Genomic DNA, 17,055 nt, shown 5'->3' with positions numbered 1-17,055 from the left:
CTGTAGGCCCGGTAAGCGCAGCGCCACCGGGCGATGACGAGGCACCATGACATCTGAAATCATTCCCGTTTCACAACACATCGAACTGCGTTCCGTCGAAGAACATTACGCCACCGACCTGCACAATCTCGTCGTCAAAAATAGAGCCTTTCTGCAAACCGCCTTTGACTGGGCGCAGCACGTGGGCAGCGAAGAGGATACCCGCCGCAACGTGCAGAGTAACCAGATGCTGCACCAGCGCGGCTACGCCAAAATGTTTCTGATCTTCAAGGATGATGCGCTGGTTGGCGTCCTGTCGTTCAACACGATTGAACCAACCAACAAAGCCGGCTACATCGGCTATTGGCTGGATGAAGACCACCAGGGGCAGGGCATTCTCACTCAGTCACTGCAGGCGTTTATGCGCTACTACGCTGAACGCGGTGAGATCCGTCGTTTTGTGATCAAGTGTCGGGTGGCGAATCAGCACAGCAACAGCGTTGCCGTGCGCAACGGTTTTACGCTGGAAGGGTGCCTGCGGGAAGCGGAATACCTGAATGGCCGCTTTGACGATGTGAATATCTACGGCCGGATCTATACCCTATAACGCGCCCAGCAGCGGCGTGCGGGTGATGCGCTGGTCGCCGTTAATCACTTTTTCGCCGCGCAGGTGAATGCTCTCACCGGCAAACGCTTCAATGACCGCATCGTCGGTGATTTCCACCCGGTGTTCGATAAGCACATCTCCGCTGATGCGCGCGCGCCCCTGGATCACCACTTTATCATCCAGCATGATCGGCCCGCCGCGCAGCCAGGCCTGCCCGCCAATCAGAACGTGATGCTTGATGACGCAGTTGCCTTCGACCACGGCATTCTCCGCAATCTGAGAGCTGTAGCGCACCGTGGGGATGGCATCGTCGTCAAACCCGGCTATCACCCGGGCGTTACCATAGACTTTTGCGCAGTCGCACACCCAGACGTTGTTCAGATCGTTACCCTCCAGGATCGCGTTGTCGAAGACTTCGGCCCGGTGTTCAACAAAGGCAAAATTGACCATCGCCTCGCCGTAGATTTGCGCCTGGTGCACAATCCGCGACTGGCTCACCGTCGCCTTGTCGTAGATTTGCAGGATCTGTTCATGGTCCGGCGTCAGCCCTTTGGCGGCAATGACCACGCTGTGATGCAGCACACGCGCGTCGCCGTAGATATGACACTCACCCCGTACGCAGGACTGCTGAATGGTGACGTTGTCACTTATTCGCGCCCCGTGGCTGACCTCCGCGCCGTCCAGCCAGCAGCTGTCGCCGATATGCGCGTCATGGCTAATGATGCATGGAAGGGTAAGACGCGCGTTGCCGGATACGGTTGCCCCGGCGAACACCACGCTGTTTTCATCGTAGATCCAGCAGCCGCCGTCCTGTGCGAGGGCGCGCTCATCGTCAATCCAGCCGCCTCTCGTGCCGACCATTACGTCGTTAAAGTCCGCCGTGGCGATAATTTGCCGCAGCGTGGTGGCGTGGGTGGTTTCGCCGTTTTTCCATTGCCAGAGGCGGGTCTCGTCGCTAAGGCGATATTTGTTCATCTTCATGTCTCTGATAAGCGTCTTCACTAAACGTAGCAAAGTTTTCGCATTTCGAGCGGCTTGGCAACCAGACGGTAAACGCCTTAAAATGGCATGCAAAATGCACCTTCACTTTATGCGAACGCAGGAAAAATAATGACCGTCGATGAGAATTACTTCACAGAGAAATATGGCTTAACCCGTACCCATTCAGAGGTGCTGTACAGCGCGGAGATTGTTAAGCCCGGTAAAACGCTGGATCTGGGCTGCGGCAACGGCCGTAACAGCCTGTACCTTGCGGCCAACGGCTACGATGTGACCGCGTGGGACAAGAACCCGATGAGCATCGACAATATCGAGCGCATCAAGGCGGAAGAAGGGATCGCTAATCTGCATACCGCGATTAAGGATCTGAACAACCTGAGCTTTGACGGCCAGTACGATTTTATTCTCTCTACCGTGGTGATGATGTTCCTGGAGGCAAAAACCATCCCGGGCCTTATCGCCAATATGCAGCTCTGCACGACGCCGGGTGGTTACAACCTGATCGTTGCCGCCATGGATACGGCGGATTACCCGTGCACCGTCGGCTTCCCGTTTGCCTTCAGGAGCGGTGAGCTGAGCAACTACTACGAAGGCTGGGCGTTGCTCAAATACAACGAGGACGTTGGCGAACTGCACCGCACAGATGAAAACGGCAACCGCATCAAGCTGCGCTTTGCCACGATGCTGGCACGCAAGCCCGCTTAACGGGCGGCCAGCAGGCAGATCTGCAGGGCAGTCTTATAAGACGCCTCAAACGACGACAGCGGCAGGAATTCAAACTTCGAGTGGAAGTTATGCGCCCCGGTGAAGAAGTTCGGCGTGAGTAGCCCTTTTGCCGAGAGCGCCGCGCCGTCGGTGCCGCCGCGCATCGGCGTCGGTTTCGGCGTGATGCCGAGCGATTCCATCGCCTCGAACATCAGATCGATGGCGCGCCGGTCTTCGCCAATCGCATTGCTGATATTGCTGTAGGTATCTTCAATGCGATAGTCCACGCTGGCCGTCGGATATTGGGCGGCAATCAGCGCGGCCACGTCGCCAATCTGCTGCTTGCGCGCGGCAAAGCTCTCCTTGTCAAAGTCGCGGATATTGGCCTTAAGAACGGCTTCGCTTTGCCCGGCCTGAATGCCGTTAAACCAGATATAGCCTTCACGTCCCTCGGTGCACTCTGGCGTTTGCTGGCGGTCAAAATGGCTGATGTAATCAGTCGCCATCAGCAGGGGATTCACCAGCACGCCTTTGGCGGACATCGGGTGCGCCGTCACGCCGGTAAAACGGATTTCCGCGGCTGCCGCATTAAAGTTCTCGTAGACAATCTCACCCAGCTCGCAGCAGTCAATGGTCCAGGCAAAGTCGACGTCGAAGCGCTTAAGATCGAGCGCCTTGGCACCGTTCAGGCCGATCTCTTCGTCAGGCACAAACGCCACGACGATATCCCCATGCCGGTGTTCCGCCGTCAGGTTTTCCAGCACCGTCATGACCACCGTGACCGCCGATTTATTATCGGCGCCCAATACGCTGGTACCGTCGCTGAAAATAATCTCCTCGTTCGGATAAGCGAGAATTTCAGGGTGCTCCTCTACCCGCAGCCAGATGTCTTTCTCTTTATTCAGACAGAGGTCTTCACCGGTAAACGTTAATATTTGTGGATGAATATCCGGTGAAAGTCCCACGTCGACGGTATCAATATGGGTAATAAAGCCGATGCGCGGCGCACCGGACACGTTGCCTTTTTTAACCGCCGTCACCGTGGCGAATTCATCAATCACAATGTCGTCTAACCCCAGCTGTGCCAGCTCCTGCGCCAGCTCGCGCGCCATGTCATGCTGGCCCGGCGTTGAGGGCAGAGTTTTGACTTTGGGATCGCTCTGGCTGGTGAGCGCGAGATAGCGGAAAAAACGGTGCGTTAATTGTCTGGAAAGCGGCGAGCCCATAGTGATTTATTCCTTATTTATTTTTCAGGTGTTTGCCACATCACTTTAATGTTATTTATGAAATGGCAAAAGAATTAATTAGCCGTCGAATTAAAAAGACAGGAATAAATGATGACAAGCAAACTCACAACTTTCACGCTGGCGCTCGCGGCACTCACGGTCAGTTCCGCTGTCGCCGCGAAAACGCTGGTGTATTGCTCCGAAGGATCGCCGGAAAACTTTAACCCTCAGCTTTACACCTCGGGAACCAGCGTCGACGCCAGCGCCGTGCCGGTCTATAACCGTCTGGTCGATTTCAAACCCGGCACCACGGAGCTGGTGCCGAGCCTGGCGGAGCGCTGGGAGGTGAGCGACGACGGCAAGGTTTACACCTTCCATCTGCGCAAGGGCGTGAAGTTCCAGAGCAATAAATCCTTCACGCCGACCCGCGACTTTAACGCCGATGACGTGATCTTCTCGTTTATGCGGCAAAAAGACGTGAATCATCCCTACCACAACGTCTCTAACGGCAGCTATTCCAACTTCGAAAGTCTGGAGTTCGGCAGCCTGATAACCGCCATTGATAAGGTCGATGACCACACCGTGCGCTTTACCCTGGCGCACCCGGAAGCGCCGTTTGTCGCCGATCTGGCCTGGTATTTTGCCTCGATCCTTTCTGCGGAGTATGCCGACGCGATGCTGAAAGCGGGCACGCCGGAGAAGGTGGATATGGAGCCCATCGGAACCGGGCCGTTTAAGCTGGCGCAGTATCAGAAGGATTCCCGGATCCTGTTCACGGCGTTTGCCGACTACTGGCAGGGGAAATCGAAGCTGGACAGGCTGGTGTTCAGTATCACCCCGGATGCCTCCGTGCGTTTTGCCAAAATTGAGAAGAACGAATGTCAGGTGATGCCGTTCCCGAACCCGGCCGATCTGCCGCGCATGAAGGCCAACAAAGATATCAACCTGATGAGCAAAGCCGGACTGAATACCGGCTTCCTGGCATTCAATACGCAGAAGCCGCCGCTGGATAACGTGAAGGTCCGTCAGGCGCTGGCGATGGCCATTAACAAACCGGCCATTATTGATGCGGTGTTCCACGGTACCGGCACCGTGGCGAAGAATCTGCTGCCGCCGGGTGTCTGGAGTGCCGACAGCGAGCTTAAGGATTACGACTACGATCCTGAAAAAGCCAAAGTGCTGCTGAAAGAGGCCGGGTTTGCCAATGGCGTCAGCATCGATTTATGGGCGATGCCGGTCCAGCGTCCCTATAACCCGAATGCGAAACGCATGGCGGAGATGATTCAGGCGGACTGGGCGAAAATTGGCGTGCAGACCAAAATCGTTACCTACGAATGGGGCGAGTATCTGAAACGCGTGAAGGGCGGAGAGCATCAGGCCGCGCTGATGGGCTGGACGACGGCCACCGGCGATCCGGACAACTTCTTCGGCCCGCTCTTTACCTGCACCTCGGCGAACGGCGGGTCAAATTCGGCGAAATGGTGCTACAAGCCCTTTGATAGCATCATCGCCGAAGCGAAATCGATAACCGATCATGATAAACGCGTGGCGCTGTATAAAGAGGCGCAGCAGATGATGCATGACCAGATGCCCGCGGTGATGATTGCGCATTCAACGATTTTCGAACCGGTACGCAAGGAGGTGAAGGGCTATGAAATCGACCCGTTTGGCAAACATCTGTTCTGGCAAGTGGATATAAATCAGTAATTTCTCACTGCCCGGCATGCGTCCGGGCAATCTTTTTGCAATTTGTGCTCACCGCATCATTTTTTGTCACAACAAACCCGCCAGTATTTTGCTATAACTTCAAATGCATACTTGCAGATAACATGGAAAACTATCATGCGTACTCAAACTTTTTTTAAAGTTGCAGTGCTTACTGGTCTGTTGGCGTTGGCGGGTTGTTCTTCAAAAGTCGCCGCTCCAGAACAATACTCCGGCTTTTTAAAAGACTACTCAGGCTTGCAGCAAACAACGTCTGCGACGGGTAAACCAACGCTGCGTTGGGTTGACCCTTCTTATAATGAAGCCAACTACGACAGTATTCTCTGGACACCGATTACCTATTACCCAACGCCAAAACCGACCACGCAAATTGGTCAAAAAACGCTTGATGAGTTGTTGAATTACACCAATAACAAAATGAAAACGGCGATTGGTACGCGTAAGCCGGTTGTGACCACGCCGGGTAAACATAGCCTGATTTTCCGCGGCGCGATTACCGGGGTGAGTTCGCAGAAAGAGGGGCTGCAGTTCTATGAAGTGGTGCCTGTTGCGCTGGTGGTTGCCGGTACGCAGATGGCAACCGGACACCGCACCATGGATACGCATCTCTTCTTTGAAGGCGAGCTGATCGATGCGGCCACCAACAAACCGGTTATGAAGGTGGTGCGTAAAGGCGAAGGTAAAGAGCTGAATAACGAAAACACACCAATGACCTTTGCGACGCTGAAGCAGGTTGTTGATGACATGGCGACGGACGCCACCATGTTTGATGTGAAAAAAACCGCAAAATAAAATAAAACGGCCTGCGTAATGCAGGCCGTTTTATTTACGCCATCCGTAAGCGTCTGAACCAGGTTTCCGGTTTGGTAAACATCACCATATTTCCTCCCAGGATCAGCACTAATCCCACGATACCGTTGACATGCCAGACGTAGCCTTCATATACCGTGGAGATGGAGAGCGCCACCAGCGGAAAGAGCAGCGTGCTGTAGGCCGCTTTGCCCGGGCCAATACGTCCCACCAGCGTGAAGTAGGCACCAAAAGCAATCACCGAGCCAAACAGGGCCAGATACACCAGCGCGCCGAGATAGCTCACCGTCCATTCCGGCACAAAGCTATCGCCTCTGAACAGCGCAATGCATCCCATCACCAGCGTGCCATAGAGCATCGCCCAGGCGTTGGTGGTCATGGTTTCCAGGCCTCTGCGCTGATGGCGCATGCTGATCATATTGCCCAGCGAGAAGCCGTAGGTACCGAGCGCGGAAAGCCCAATGCCGGTCAGGAGTGACGCGCTCCAGCCGCTGGCCAGCAAATCGTCCCAGAAGAGGGTGACGATACCAACCAGCCCCAGTGCCGCCGCCGTCCAGAAACGCGCGGGCGGGCGCTGTCCGAAGAAAATAAAGCTGTTAATGGCGTTATAGAGCACGGCCATGGAGAAGATCACCGACTCCAGCCCGGTATTGATATGTGCCGCTGCCGTGTAAAAACACCAGAAGTTAAAGCAGAAAACGCAGCATCCCTGAAGCAGGCAAAAAAGATGATCCCGAAGCGCCAGCGTGCGCAGGCGACGCAGGGCGAGTAACACCACCATCATGGTGAGGCTGGCGACGGCGAAGCGCCAGAAAATCGACACCGGCGCCGCGACGGGGCCCTGCTGCAGGAAAATCGCAATCCAGGTGGTTCCCCAGATAATGACCACGAGTCCATATAATAATGCGTTCATAGTTGTCTCTTCTCAAACCGCGGAAGCCCGCAGTATGGCGCTGAACTGCGTAACGGGCTTTTACCTGCTTGCGGGTGACTTGCAAAATCTTGCGCTTTTTCTTCCGCGGGGACTGGCAACGGGGGACAACTCTTCTTAGACTGATATTCCGATCATTCATGCGCTAACGGTTATGTCTCACGCTTACGATACCTTTGAAACGCTTTGCCAACAGAATGCAGTCCTGCGGGAAACCGTCTCGCTGAATTCGGGTATTCAGCTGGCAGCGTGGTACAACAAGCACGACACGATAACCGTTAAAAGCAACCATCATACCCTCAGCCTGTACGTGGCGGACGGCTACGAAAGCTATCAAAAAACGCCGGGCGGCTGGAAGAACGGTGGGGGGCCGGACCGTTTCTGCCTGATGCCCAAAGAGAGCGAATCGACGTGGGACATCCGTGATGACCTGTCGTTTGTGCATCTCTACTGCACCGATGAACACCTGCGCGACGTGGGGGAAAAAATCTGGGACAAGCGACCGCTTTCGCTGACCCTGGACGAACGTATTTTTGGCAGCGATCCGAAGATCACCACGCTGTATCGCCAGTTTTTACTGGGCTGTGACTGGCAGCAGCACGCCAACCAGCTCACTCTGAGCACGGCCTCCACGCTGCTGCTGACCCATCTGCTGCAAAACTACTCAAACGTGCAGTGGAAGCTGCCGGTTGTCACGGGAGGGTTGTCGCCGTTTGTGCTGCGCAACGTCCTCGCCTTTATCGAAGAGAATCTCGGGCAGCCCCTGACGCTGGCCGAACTGGCGGCGCAGGCTGCCCTCAGCGAATACCATTTTGCTCGCATGTTCCGCCAGTCGACGGGGCTGGCGCCGCATCAGTATGTGATGCAGAGGCGAATGGATAAAGCGAAAGCCCTTGTCCAGCATACGACGACGCCGCTAACGGAGATCGCGCTTGCCTGCGGGTTTAACTCCGCCAGCCACTTCAGCAACCGCTTTCGCAGCGCGACGGGCATGACGCCTTCGCAGCTACGCGCGGCGAGCGCGTGAAAACAGGGCGTAGCATACTCCGCCCAGCACCAGTCCCCAGAATGCCGAACCGATGCCCAGGATTGTCACGCCGCTTGCGGTCATCAGAAATGTGACGATAGCCGCGTCGCGCTCCGCTTCGTGACTTAGCGCCTGATATAAACTCCCGCTGATGGTGCCCAGCAGTGCCAGACCGGCGAGCGTCTGGATCCAGCTGAGCGGCAGCGCGGCCATCAGCCCGGTAATGGAGCCACCGAAAATTCCCGCCAGCAGATAAAACCCTCCCGCAGCGATGGCCGCCAGCCAGCGTTTACCCGCATCCGGGTGTGCATCCGGGCTTTGGCAAATGGCGGCGGTAATGGCCGCAATGCAGATTGAAAAGACGCCAAACGGAGAAAACAGCAGCGCCATTCCCCCCGTAACGATAATGAGCGGTGAGACCGCCAGCGGGTAACCGGAGGCTTTCATCGTGGCGAACCCCGGCGCATTTTGCGAGGCCATGGTCACGAGGAAGAAGGGCAAGCCAATACTCACCAGGCTCGTGAAGGTGAAGGCGGGCGCAATAAACTCAGGCATCACCAGAGAAAGCGTGAGCTTATCGGTGACAACGTCACCTCCCGCCCAGGCCACAATACCGCCGACCAGCAGCGTAACGACGATGGCATAGCGCGGCGCCAGCGCTTTTGCGATCAGCCACGCCGCAATCATGCTGCCGCACAGCAGAAAGTGCCCTTCGAGATGCGCAAAAGCGTGGAGGCCAAACTGCAGCAATACTCCCGCCAGCATGGCGGCAGCAAGCGAATGGGGGATCAGCTTCATCAGACGGGCGAAAAGCCCGGTAACGCCGCAGAGCAAAATAAGCGCGTTGGCAAAGATGAACACGCCGATGGTTTCCGCTAATGTGACGCCGTGCAGGCTGGTGGCGAGCAGCGCCGCGCCGGGCGTTGACCAGGCGGTCAGCACGGGCGCTTTGTACCACCAGGAAAGCACCAGCGTGCTGATGCCCATCCCAATCCCCAGCGCGGTCATCCAGCCCGCAATCTGCTGCGCACTGGCGCCTGCCGCGGCGGCGGCCTGCCAGATGATGGCTGCCGAGCTGGCGTAACCGACCAGCACGGCGACAAATCCAGCCAGTGCGACTGGAACAAGGTGAGAGGAAGGGCGCATGAAAACTCCGTTGTGCGTTATAACGTCCGAAGTAAGGTAGCACTGTGCGCTATAGCGTACAAGTGGTATGCTGGTCGTCACCAGGAGGAAACATGGACATCACACGACATCTTGCAACCACATTGAAAACGCTGCGCCAGGCGCGCGGCTGGAGTTTGTCGAAGCTCGCGGACGAGACCGGCGTGTCAAAGGCCATGCTCGGACAAATCGAGCGCAATGAATCCAGCCCCACGGTGTCGACGCTGTGGAAAATTGCCACAGGACTGAACGTGCCGTTTTCCGCCTTCATCACGCCGGAGGCGGACCAGCAGGCGGTATTTGACCCCCAGCAGCAGGCGATGGTCGTCAAGCCGCTCTTTCCGTGGGACGAGGCGCTCCGGTTTGATTATTTCTCCATTACCCTGGCCCCCGGCGCGCTGAGTGAATCCACGCCGCATGAGGCCGGAGTGATTGAACATGTGGTGGTGGTCAGCGGCGAGCTGGAGATGAAGCTCGAGGGCAAGTGGCAGACGATTTCTGCCGATTCGGGCGTCCGCTTCGCCGGCGATAAACCGCATGCCTACCGCAACAGCAGCGACCGGACGGTGCATTTTCACTCCCTGATTCATTATCCCCGCTGAGGCTACGCAAAACTGTTTCGCTGACGCAGACTTCTGACTACAATAGCCGCCATTTTGACCATAACGGATAACGACGAAGTATGCGCCTGCAATCCCATCATCTTGAACTTTTAAGCCCGGCCCGTGACGCCGCCATTGCCCGTGAAGCGATCCTTCATGGCGCAGATGCCGTCTACATTGGTGGTCCTGGCTTCGGTGCCCGCCATAACGCCAGCAACAGCCTGAGCGATATTGCTGAACTGGTGCCGTTCGCCCACCGTTTCGGGGCGAAAGTGTTCGTGACCCTGAACACCATTCTTCATGATGATGAGCTGGAGCCTGCGCAACGTCTGATTACCGATCTCTATCAGGCCGGGGTGGATGCCCTGATTGTTCAGGATATGGGCGTGCTTGAGCTGGATATTCCGCCCATTGAACTGCATGCCAGTACCCAGTGTGATATCCGAACGGTCGAGAAGGCGAAGTTTCTCTCTGACGTCGGCTTTTCGCAGATCGTCCTGGCCCGCGAGCTGAACCTGAATCAAATCCGCGATATTCACCAGGCGACAGACGCGACGATTGAATTCTTTATCCACGGCGCGCTGTGCGTCGCCTATTCCGGCCAGTGCAACATTTCCCACGCGCAGACGGGCCGCAGCGCCAACCGCGGCGACTGCTCTCAGGCCTGCCGTCTGCCGTACACCCTGAAAGACGATCAGGGCCGCGTCGTGGCGTTTGAAAAACACCTGCTCTCGATGAAGGATAACGATCAGACCGCCAACCTGGGCGCGCTGATCGACGCGGGCGTGCGTTCCTTCAAGATTGAAGGGCGCTATAAAGATATGAGCTACGTGAAGAACATCACCGCGCACTATCGCCAGATGCTGGATGCCATTATTGAGGATCGCGGTGACCTGGCGCGCGCGTCGGCCGGTCGTACCGAGCATTTCTTTATTCCGTCGACGGACAAAACGTTCCACCGCGGCAGCACGGACTATTTTGTGAATGCCCGTAAAGGGGATATCGGCGCGTTTGACTCACCGAAGTTTATCGGTTTGCCAGTGGGTGAAGTGCTGAAAGTGGCGAAAGATCACCTTGATGTTGCGGTGACGGAACCGCTGGCGAACGGCGATGGCCTCAACGTGATGATTAAGCGTGAGGTCGTGGGCTTCCGCGCCAACACGGTCGAGAAAACCGGTGAGAACCGCTACCGCGTATGGCCGAATGAAATGCCGGCCGATCTCTACAAGGCGCGGCCGAACGCGGCGCTCAACCGTAACCTCGATCATAACTGGCAGCAGGCGCTGCTGAAAACCTCCAGCGAACGTCGTATCGCGGTGGATATTGAACTGGGCGGCTGGGAAGAGCAGCTGATTCTGACCATGACCTGTGAAGACGGCATCAGCGTGACGCATACGCTTGATGGCCTGTTCGAGGTGGCAAACAACGCAGAGAAAGCGCTCAACAGCCTGAAGGATGGCGTCGCGAAGCTGGGGCAGACGATTTACTACGCCCGCAACGTTGAGGTCAATCTGCCGGACGCGCTGTTCGTGCCGAACAGCCTGCTTAACCAGTTCCGCCGTGAAACGGCAGAGATGCTGGATGACGCGCGCCTGGCGAACTACCCGCGCGCTAGCCGTAAAGCGGAAGCCGTTCCTGCGCCCGTCTACCCGGATACGCATTTATCCTTCCTGGCCAACGTCTATAACCATAAAGCACGTGAATTCTATCATCGCCACGGCGTGCAGCTGATCGACGCGGCCTATGAAGCGCATGAGGAGAAGGGCGATGTGCCGGTGATGATCACCAAGCACTGCCTCCGTTTCGCGTTTAACCTGTGTCCTAAGCAGGCAAAAGGCAACATTAAGAGCTGGAAGGCTACCCCTATGCAGCTCGTAAACGGTGACGAAGTGCTGACCCTTAAATTTGACTGCCGTCCTTGCGAAATGCATGTGATTGGCAAGATGAAAAACCACATCTTCAAAATGCCGCAGCCCGGCAGTATTGTGGCGTCCGTCAGCCCGGACGATCTGATGAAAACCCTGCCAAAACGCAAGGGCAGCTAACTACCGAACGTGCGTGTCCGGTTTGCGCGATTTCTGCCACAGGTGGTGTTCGCGCAAACCCTCCGCCGACTCCTCCGCAGCGCTTCGCAATTCATCGCTGTCGGCTTCATGACGCAGTTGATGCTCCACATTCTTTACCCACAGATATTCATGTCCTTTGTGCCCGGCCATCAGCTGGCCTGAAAAGAGGGCACAAATAAGCATGACGAGAGATAACCCTTTTTTCACCATGGTTTCACCGCTGAATAACAATGCGGGAATAAGCATGCCGATTATTTCTTCTCGTTATTATTCAATAATTCAAAGTACGGCAAAGAAAGTGTCAAATACTGTAGGATCTGAATTCTTCTTAAGAAATATCCTAAATACGAATTGCGCGTTGTAAACTACCTGTTCTGGTACGGAAACAGACATTTACTTTAAGGATAATCCTATATAATAGAGGTTCTCTGGCTAAGGAATGAGTCTAAATAAATGAAAAAAATAATCGCACTTGCGCTCCTCGTGGCTGCCGTTGGGGCTACCGCAGGATTTCGCTATATCGGTAATGACGAACCAGAATATATTCAGTCCGCTGAAGTTCGCGTTGGTTCCTATTTAACCAGCGACTATGGACGCGTAGCCTGCAATAGTAAAAGAGTAAATGAACAGCGCTGGGAATTAGACTGCACCCATCCGGCACGGGGAAAAACATTTCAGTTTGCGGTATATCCCTCTGAAAAGGCTCCCTATGGCGTATCGCGATCGTTTTATCTCGAGGCCCTGAACGATGATGCCAGGCAGAGCGCTGAGCAGGGTCTGATGCGCTATTTGCAAATCAACACCAGCGCGAGTTAATCAGGCTGTTTAGCTTTCGTTGAGACAGCCGGTGTTAGTTTGTACGAGATCCGCTGCCCGACCATGGAGCGTCGGGGACGTAGAGACCAAAATACAAATCTATCCATGCAAGCATTTACCGCCAGATAATGGCGGTTTTTTTTGCGCTTTTGCCGCTAGCGGGCAGTATCAGAACGTGAAAATTGTTTGCGATACTGAGCTGGGGAAAGCGCAAACTGCTGACGAAAATGATGACGCAGCGTCGACGCCTGACCAAACCCGGTCTGTTCCGCGATGCTGTCGATGCTTAAACGGCTGCTCTCCAGATAATCTTTTACTCTCAGAAGGCGTTCATTAAGCAGCCAGCGAGCAGGCGTCGTTCCCGTTGCCGCTTCGAAGCGACGCAGAAACGTGCGCTGACTCATACCGACACGACGCGCCAGCGAGTCGACGCTGTGCGGCTCGGTAAGATGCGTGTGCAGAAAATCAAACAGCTGACCCAGGCGCTGGCTCTCACGCAGCTGCGCCACCGGGCGACTCAGCTGTTGCGGCTGAGAGCCATCCCGGTGAGGGGGAATGACCAGCCGACGCGCCACGCTGTTGGCGGTTTCCATCCCATAATCTCTTCGTACAACGTGAAGGCAGAGATCGATCCCCGCCGCGCTGCCTGCGGAAGTCAGTATATCGCCTTCATCCTGGTAGAGCACATCCTCGACCACGTCGATGTCAGGGAAGCGAGTTTTTAGCGTCTCAATGTAGCGCCAGTGCGTCGTGGCTTTACGTCCGTTCAGCAGCCCCGAGGCGGCCAGCACAAATACGCCCGAGCAGATTGAGAGCAACTGACAGCCTCGCGCGCTGGCCTGACGTAATGCGTTGCAGAGCGCGTCCGGAACCGGCGAGTCCAGCCCCCGCCAGCCCGGCACCACGATCAGATCGGCAGACTCAAGCAGGGAGAGATCGCCATCGGTAATGATACGGATCCCGCCTGTCGCCCGAAGCTCACCGCTGTCAACGCTTGCCACGGCAAAACGATACCAGTCGTCGCCCAGCTCGGGGCGCGGCAGGCCGAAGATTTCCACCGCCACCCCAAACTCAAAGGTACACAGACCGTCATACGCCAGCACCACCACCTTCGGGCGGGCAATCTGTCTTAACGTTGTCATCTTTTTGCTGTTTTCTGGCATAAGCGAGCGCATTCACGGGCTGAATTTGTGGATAGAGTAGTGTTAACACAAACGCCAAAAATGAGGAAGGATCATGAGCTATGTTACTGAATTTCCGGCTGCCGAGCCGCAGGAAGCCGTTACCCATTTCCTGCGCCGACTGAGCGTCGAAACCGACTGCGCCGATGTGCATCATGCCATCACGCATAATGAGCAGGACTTTGTTTTGCTGCACGTTGTGGGAAGCCCGGAGCAGTTTGCCCGTCGCCATGTGCCGGGCGCTCTGCATATGCCATGGAGCCAGATGACCGCTGAGCGCATGGCACAATGGCCTGAAGGAACGCTGTTCGTCGTCTACTGCGCAGGGCCGCACTGTAACGGCGCGGACAGAGCCGCGCTAAAGCTGGCGCGTCTCGGGCTGCCGGTCAAAATCATGCTCGGTGGGATCACCGGCTGGGAAGATGAACGCTACGCGTTTGCCAGCGAGGCGTCCGTGGCCGCGCTGTGAAGATGAATTTTTTTCAACACCCGTGAAATTTTCTCGTTTGCCGGCACCGGTGAGGTATGACATTGTTTTTGGACATTTAGACATCCAGAAGTCTAAAGATTCAAATGATGAATTATCACTGTGGGCAATTATTGCCGGCAGACTGAGGAGATTTCCATGCAACGACACCACGCCCCGTTCCGCGCCGATGTAGTCGGCAGTTTTTTACGCCCGGATGCCATCAAGCAGGCTCGCCTGAAATTTGCCAGCGGTGAGATTGATGCCGGGAAGCTTCGCGCGGTGGAGGACGAGGCCATTCGCCACGTCGTCGAGCAGCAGTGTGCGTGCGGCCTGCATGTGGTGACCGACGGTGAGTTTCGTCGTGCCTGGTGGCACTTCGACTTCTTCGACGGTCTTCAGGGCGTTGAGCGTTACGATTCGCAGCAGGGCATCCAGTTTAACGGCGTGCAAACCAAAGCCCACGGCGTGCGCGTCACCGGCAAGCTGGGCTTTGGCGAGCATCCGATGCTGGAAGACTTTCGCTATCTGAAAAGCATCAGCGGGAACGCCCAGCCGAAAATGACCATTCCCAGCCCGAGCGTGCTCCATTTCCGCGGCGGTCGCAAAGACATTGATGCGACCGTCTATCCGGACCTGAACGTCTATTTTGACGATCTGGCCACCACCTGGCGCGACGCCATTCGGGCCTTCTACGATGCGGGCTGCCGTTATCTGCAGCTGGATGACACCGTCTGGGCCTATCTCTGCTCGGACGATCAGCGTCGTCAGATCCGCGAGCGCGGCGACGACGCCGATGAGCTGGCGCGCATCTATGCCCGCGTGCTGAACAAGGCGCTGGAGGGCAAACCGGACGACCTGACCATCGGGCTGCACGTCTGTCGCGGCAATTTCCGCTCCACCTGGATTTCCGAGGGCGGCTACGAGCCGGTAGCGGAAGTGCTGTTCGGAACCGTCAACGTTGACGCCTTCTTCCTCGAATATGATAACGACCGCAGCGGGGATTTTGCGCCATTGCGCTTTGTCCGCCCGGGCAAGCAGCAGGTGGTGCTGGGTCTGATTACCACGAAAAACGGCGAGCTGGAGAACCCGGAGGGGATTAAAGCCCGTCTGGAAGAGGCGGCGAAATATGTGGCGAAAGAGCAAATTTGCCTTAGCCCGCAGTGCGGCTTTGCCTCTACCGAAGAGGGCAATAGCCTGAGCGAAACCCAGCAGTGGGACAAAGTCCGTCTGGTCACGCAGATCGCCAGCGAAGTCTGGTAAAATCGTCCTCCTCAGCGCTGCATTATAAAAGTGCAGCGCTGTGCCATTGTGAGACGTTCTCTTTACATCCGGCGTTCCCCTCCCAGAAATAGCGCTATCTCCATTCTGGCATTCTTTTTGCTCCTGCTTCGCTGACACATTTATTTCCGCGTCCACGCCGTAACGGACGTTTTCGCAGAGCGTTCTTTTTCAGGAGTGAAAATATGCACCGTCGTACTTTACTAAAAGCCTTCGCGTTGTCTGCGTCCGTCGTGGCGATGGGGATGAGTTTTGGCGCGCAGGCGGCCGATACCATCAAAGTGGGGATCATGCATTCTCTTTCCGGCACGATGGCTATCTCCGAAACCCCGCTGAAGGATGTCGCCCTGATGACGATTGATGAAATCAACGCCAAAGGCGGCGTGCTGGGTAAGAAACTGGAGCCGGTGGTGGTGGATCCGGCCTCAAACTGGCCGCTGTTTGCCGAGAAGGCCCGTCAGCTGCTGAGCCAGGATAAAGTGGCGGTGGTATTCGGCTGCTGGACCTCGGTTTCGCGAAAATCCGTACTGCCGGTTTTCGAGGAGCTGAACGGCCTGCTGTTCTATCCGGTGCAATATGAAGGCGAAGAGATGTCGCCAAACGTCTTCTATACCGGCGCGGCGCCGAACCAGCAGGCGATCCCGGCGGTGGAGTACCTGATGAGCGAAGACGGCGGCGCGGCGAAACGCTTCTTCCTGCTGGGAACCGATTACGTCTATCCGCGCACCACCAACAAGATCCTGCGCGCGTTCCTGCATTCGAAAGGGGTGGAGGATAAGGATATTGAAGAGGTGTATACCCCGTTTGGTCATAGCGACTACCAGACCATCGTCGCCAACATTAAAAAATTCTCTGCGGGCGGCAAAACCGCCGTGGTGTCGACCATCAACGGCGACTCCAACGTACCGTTCTACAAAGAGCTGGCTAACCAGGGGCTGAAAGCGACCGACGTGCCGGTGGTGGCCTTCTCTGTCGGTGAAGAAGAACTGCGCGGGATCGACACCAAACCGCTGGTGGGTAACCTGGCGGCGTGGAACTACTTTGAGTCCGTCGATAATCCGACTAACCAGGCGTTCGTGGCGGATTACAAAGCCTATGCGAAGGCGCACAAGCTGCCGAACGCCGACACCGTGGTGACCAACGACCCGATGGAAGCGACTTACGTGGGGATTCATATGTGGGCGCAGGCGGTGGAAAAAGCAGGCACTACCGATGTGGATAAAGTGCGTGCGGCGATGGCCGGTCAGTCCTTTAAGGCGCCGTCAGGCTTTACGCTCACCATGGATGCCACCAACCATCATCTGCATAAGCCGGTCATGATCGGTGAAATCGAAGGCAACGGTCAGTTTAACGTGGTGTGGCAGACCGAACAGCCGGTACGCGCCCAGCCGTGGAGTCCGTTCATCGCCGGGAATGATAAAAAACCCGACCAGCCGATGAAAACCGCCAGCAACTAAGCCATCACCGCAG

Annotated in this window: 17 protein-coding genes; 11 read left to right on the top strand and 6 right to left on the bottom strand. The window is 56.2% G+C overall.

Annotated elements, in window-relative coordinates; all coding sequences use genetic code 11:
* Positions 1-46: 46 nt before the first annotated feature.
* Positions 47-586, top strand: a complete 540-nt coding sequence (gene rimL, locus CWR52_RS01325; RefSeq protein WP_104948591.1) for a 50S ribosomal protein L7/L12-serine acetyltransferase — start codon at positions 47-49, stop codon at positions 584-586.
* On the opposite strand, the gene ydcK is transcribed toward rimL, so the two are convergent.
* Positions 581-1,561, bottom strand: coding sequence for a YdcK family protein (gene ydcK, locus CWR52_RS01320; protein ID WP_104948590.1), 981 nt, complete (start codon positions 1,559-1,561; stop codon positions 581-583). The two genes, rimL and ydcK, sit on opposite strands and share 6 nt — an antisense overlap.
* Positions 1,562-1,696: 135 nt before the next feature.
* On the opposite strand from ydcK, the gene tehB reads away from it, so the two are divergent.
* Positions 1,697-2,290 carry a tellurite resistance methyltransferase TehB gene (gene tehB / locus CWR52_RS01315; RefSeq protein WP_104948589.1) on the top strand — a complete coding sequence of 198 codons (594 nt, stop codon included), beginning with the start codon at positions 1,697-1,699 and terminating at the stop codon, positions 2,288-2,290.
* Here tehB and pepT read toward each other — a convergent pair.
* On the bottom strand, positions 2,287-3,516 hold the full coding sequence (gene pepT / locus CWR52_RS01310) for a peptidase T (protein ID WP_104948588.1): 1,230 nt from the start codon (positions 3,514-3,516) through the stop codon (positions 2,287-2,289). The two genes, tehB and pepT, sit on opposite strands and share 4 nt — an antisense overlap.
* 111 nt (positions 3,517-3,627) lie before the next feature.
* Between pepT and CWR52_RS01305 the strand changes: the two genes are divergently transcribed.
* A complete protein-coding gene (locus CWR52_RS01305; RefSeq protein WP_104948587.1) occupies positions 3,628-5,223 on the top strand; it encodes an ABC transporter substrate-binding protein in 1,596 nt (531 codons plus the stop codon).
* Positions 5,224-5,358: 135 nt separating this feature from the next.
* Positions 5,359-6,033 carry a DUF3313 domain-containing protein gene (locus CWR52_RS01300; protein ID WP_008502258.1) on the top strand — a complete coding sequence of 225 codons (675 nt, stop codon included), beginning with the start codon at positions 5,359-5,361 and terminating at the stop codon, positions 6,031-6,033.
* Between the two features lie 34 nt (positions 6,034-6,067).
* Here the strand turns inward: CWR52_RS01300 and CWR52_RS01295 are convergent, their stop codons facing one another.
* Positions 6,068-6,964 (bottom strand): DMT family transporter, encoded by an 897-nt coding sequence (locus tag CWR52_RS01295; RefSeq protein WP_008502257.1) that lies wholly within the window; start codon positions 6,962-6,964, stop codon positions 6,068-6,070.
* A gap of 172 nt (positions 6,965-7,136) precedes the next feature.
* Here CWR52_RS01295 and CWR52_RS01290 point away from each other — a divergent pair, with 172 nt between their 5' ends.
* Positions 7,137-8,009 (top strand): helix-turn-helix transcriptional regulator, encoded by an 873-nt coding sequence (locus CWR52_RS01290; RefSeq protein WP_045910521.1) that lies wholly within the window; start codon positions 7,137-7,139, stop codon positions 8,007-8,009.
* On the opposite strand, the gene CWR52_RS01285 is transcribed toward CWR52_RS01290, so the two are convergent.
* Positions 7,989-9,155, bottom strand: coding sequence for a benzoate/H(+) symporter BenE family transporter (locus CWR52_RS01285; RefSeq protein WP_104948586.1), 1,167 nt, complete (start codon positions 9,153-9,155; stop codon positions 7,989-7,991). The two genes, CWR52_RS01290 and CWR52_RS01285, sit on opposite strands and share 21 nt — an antisense overlap.
* Before the next feature lie 92 nt (positions 9,156-9,247).
* Here CWR52_RS01285 and CWR52_RS01280 point away from each other — a divergent pair, with 92 nt between their 5' ends.
* Both CWR52_RS01280 and CWR52_RS01275 read left to right on the top strand, forming a co-directional pair.
* A complete protein-coding gene (locus CWR52_RS01280) occupies positions 9,248-9,775 on the top strand; it encodes a helix-turn-helix domain-containing protein (RefSeq protein WP_104948585.1) in 528 nt (175 codons plus the stop codon).
* Between the two features lie 80 nt (positions 9,776-9,855).
* Entirely contained in the window at positions 9,856-11,820 is a 1,965-nt protein-coding gene (locus CWR52_RS01275; RefSeq protein WP_023618976.1) for a peptidase U32 family protein, read from the top strand.
* On the opposite strand, the gene CWR52_RS01270 is transcribed toward CWR52_RS01275, so the two are convergent.
* A complete protein-coding gene (locus tag CWR52_RS01270; RefSeq protein WP_045910627.1) occupies positions 11,821-12,051 on the bottom strand; it encodes a DUF2554 family protein in 231 nt (76 codons plus the stop codon).
* Positions 12,052-12,294: 243 nt separating this feature from the next.
* Here CWR52_RS01270 and CWR52_RS01265 point away from each other — a divergent pair, with 243 nt between their 5' ends.
* Positions 12,295-12,657: a hypothetical protein gene (locus CWR52_RS01265; RefSeq protein WP_104948584.1), complete on the top strand. Its 363-nt coding sequence runs from the start codon at positions 12,295-12,297 to the stop codon at positions 12,655-12,657.
* Between the two features lie 155 nt (positions 12,658-12,812).
* Here the strand turns inward: CWR52_RS01265 and ftrA are convergent, their stop codons facing one another.
* Entirely contained in the window at positions 12,813-13,820 is a 1,008-nt protein-coding gene (ftrA, locus tag CWR52_RS01260; protein WP_104948583.1) for a transcriptional regulator FtrA, read from the bottom strand.
* A 73-nt stretch (positions 13,821-13,893) separates the two neighbouring features.
* Between ftrA and CWR52_RS01255 the strand changes: the two genes are divergently transcribed.
* From CWR52_RS01255 to urtA, 3 genes are all read left to right on the top strand, one after another.
* Complete coding sequence (locus CWR52_RS01255) at positions 13,894-14,307, top strand: rhodanese-like domain-containing protein (protein WP_008502248.1); 414 nt, start codon at positions 13,894-13,896, stop codon at positions 14,305-14,307.
* 156 nt (positions 14,308-14,463) lie between these two features.
* On the top strand, positions 14,464-15,567 hold the full coding sequence (locus CWR52_RS01250; RefSeq protein ID WP_104948582.1) for a cobalamin-independent methionine synthase II family protein: 1,104 nt from the start codon (positions 14,464-14,466) through the stop codon (positions 15,565-15,567).
* Positions 15,568-15,770: 203 nt separating this feature from the next.
* On the top strand, positions 15,771-17,042 hold the full coding sequence (urtA, locus tag CWR52_RS01245) for an urea ABC transporter substrate-binding protein (RefSeq protein ID WP_023618714.1): 1,272 nt from the start codon (positions 15,771-15,773) through the stop codon (positions 17,040-17,042).
* Positions 17,043-17,055 lie beyond the last annotated feature (13 nt).

Source organism: Enterobacter sp. SGAir0187, from assembly GCF_002952735.2.
In the GTDB taxonomy this organism is placed as follows: domain Bacteria; phylum Pseudomonadota; class Gammaproteobacteria; order Enterobacterales; family Enterobacteriaceae; genus Enterobacter; species Enterobacter quasiroggenkampii.
Note: the sequence above shows the minus strand (reverse complement) of the source record. Positions and strands in the feature narration are given on the sequence as shown.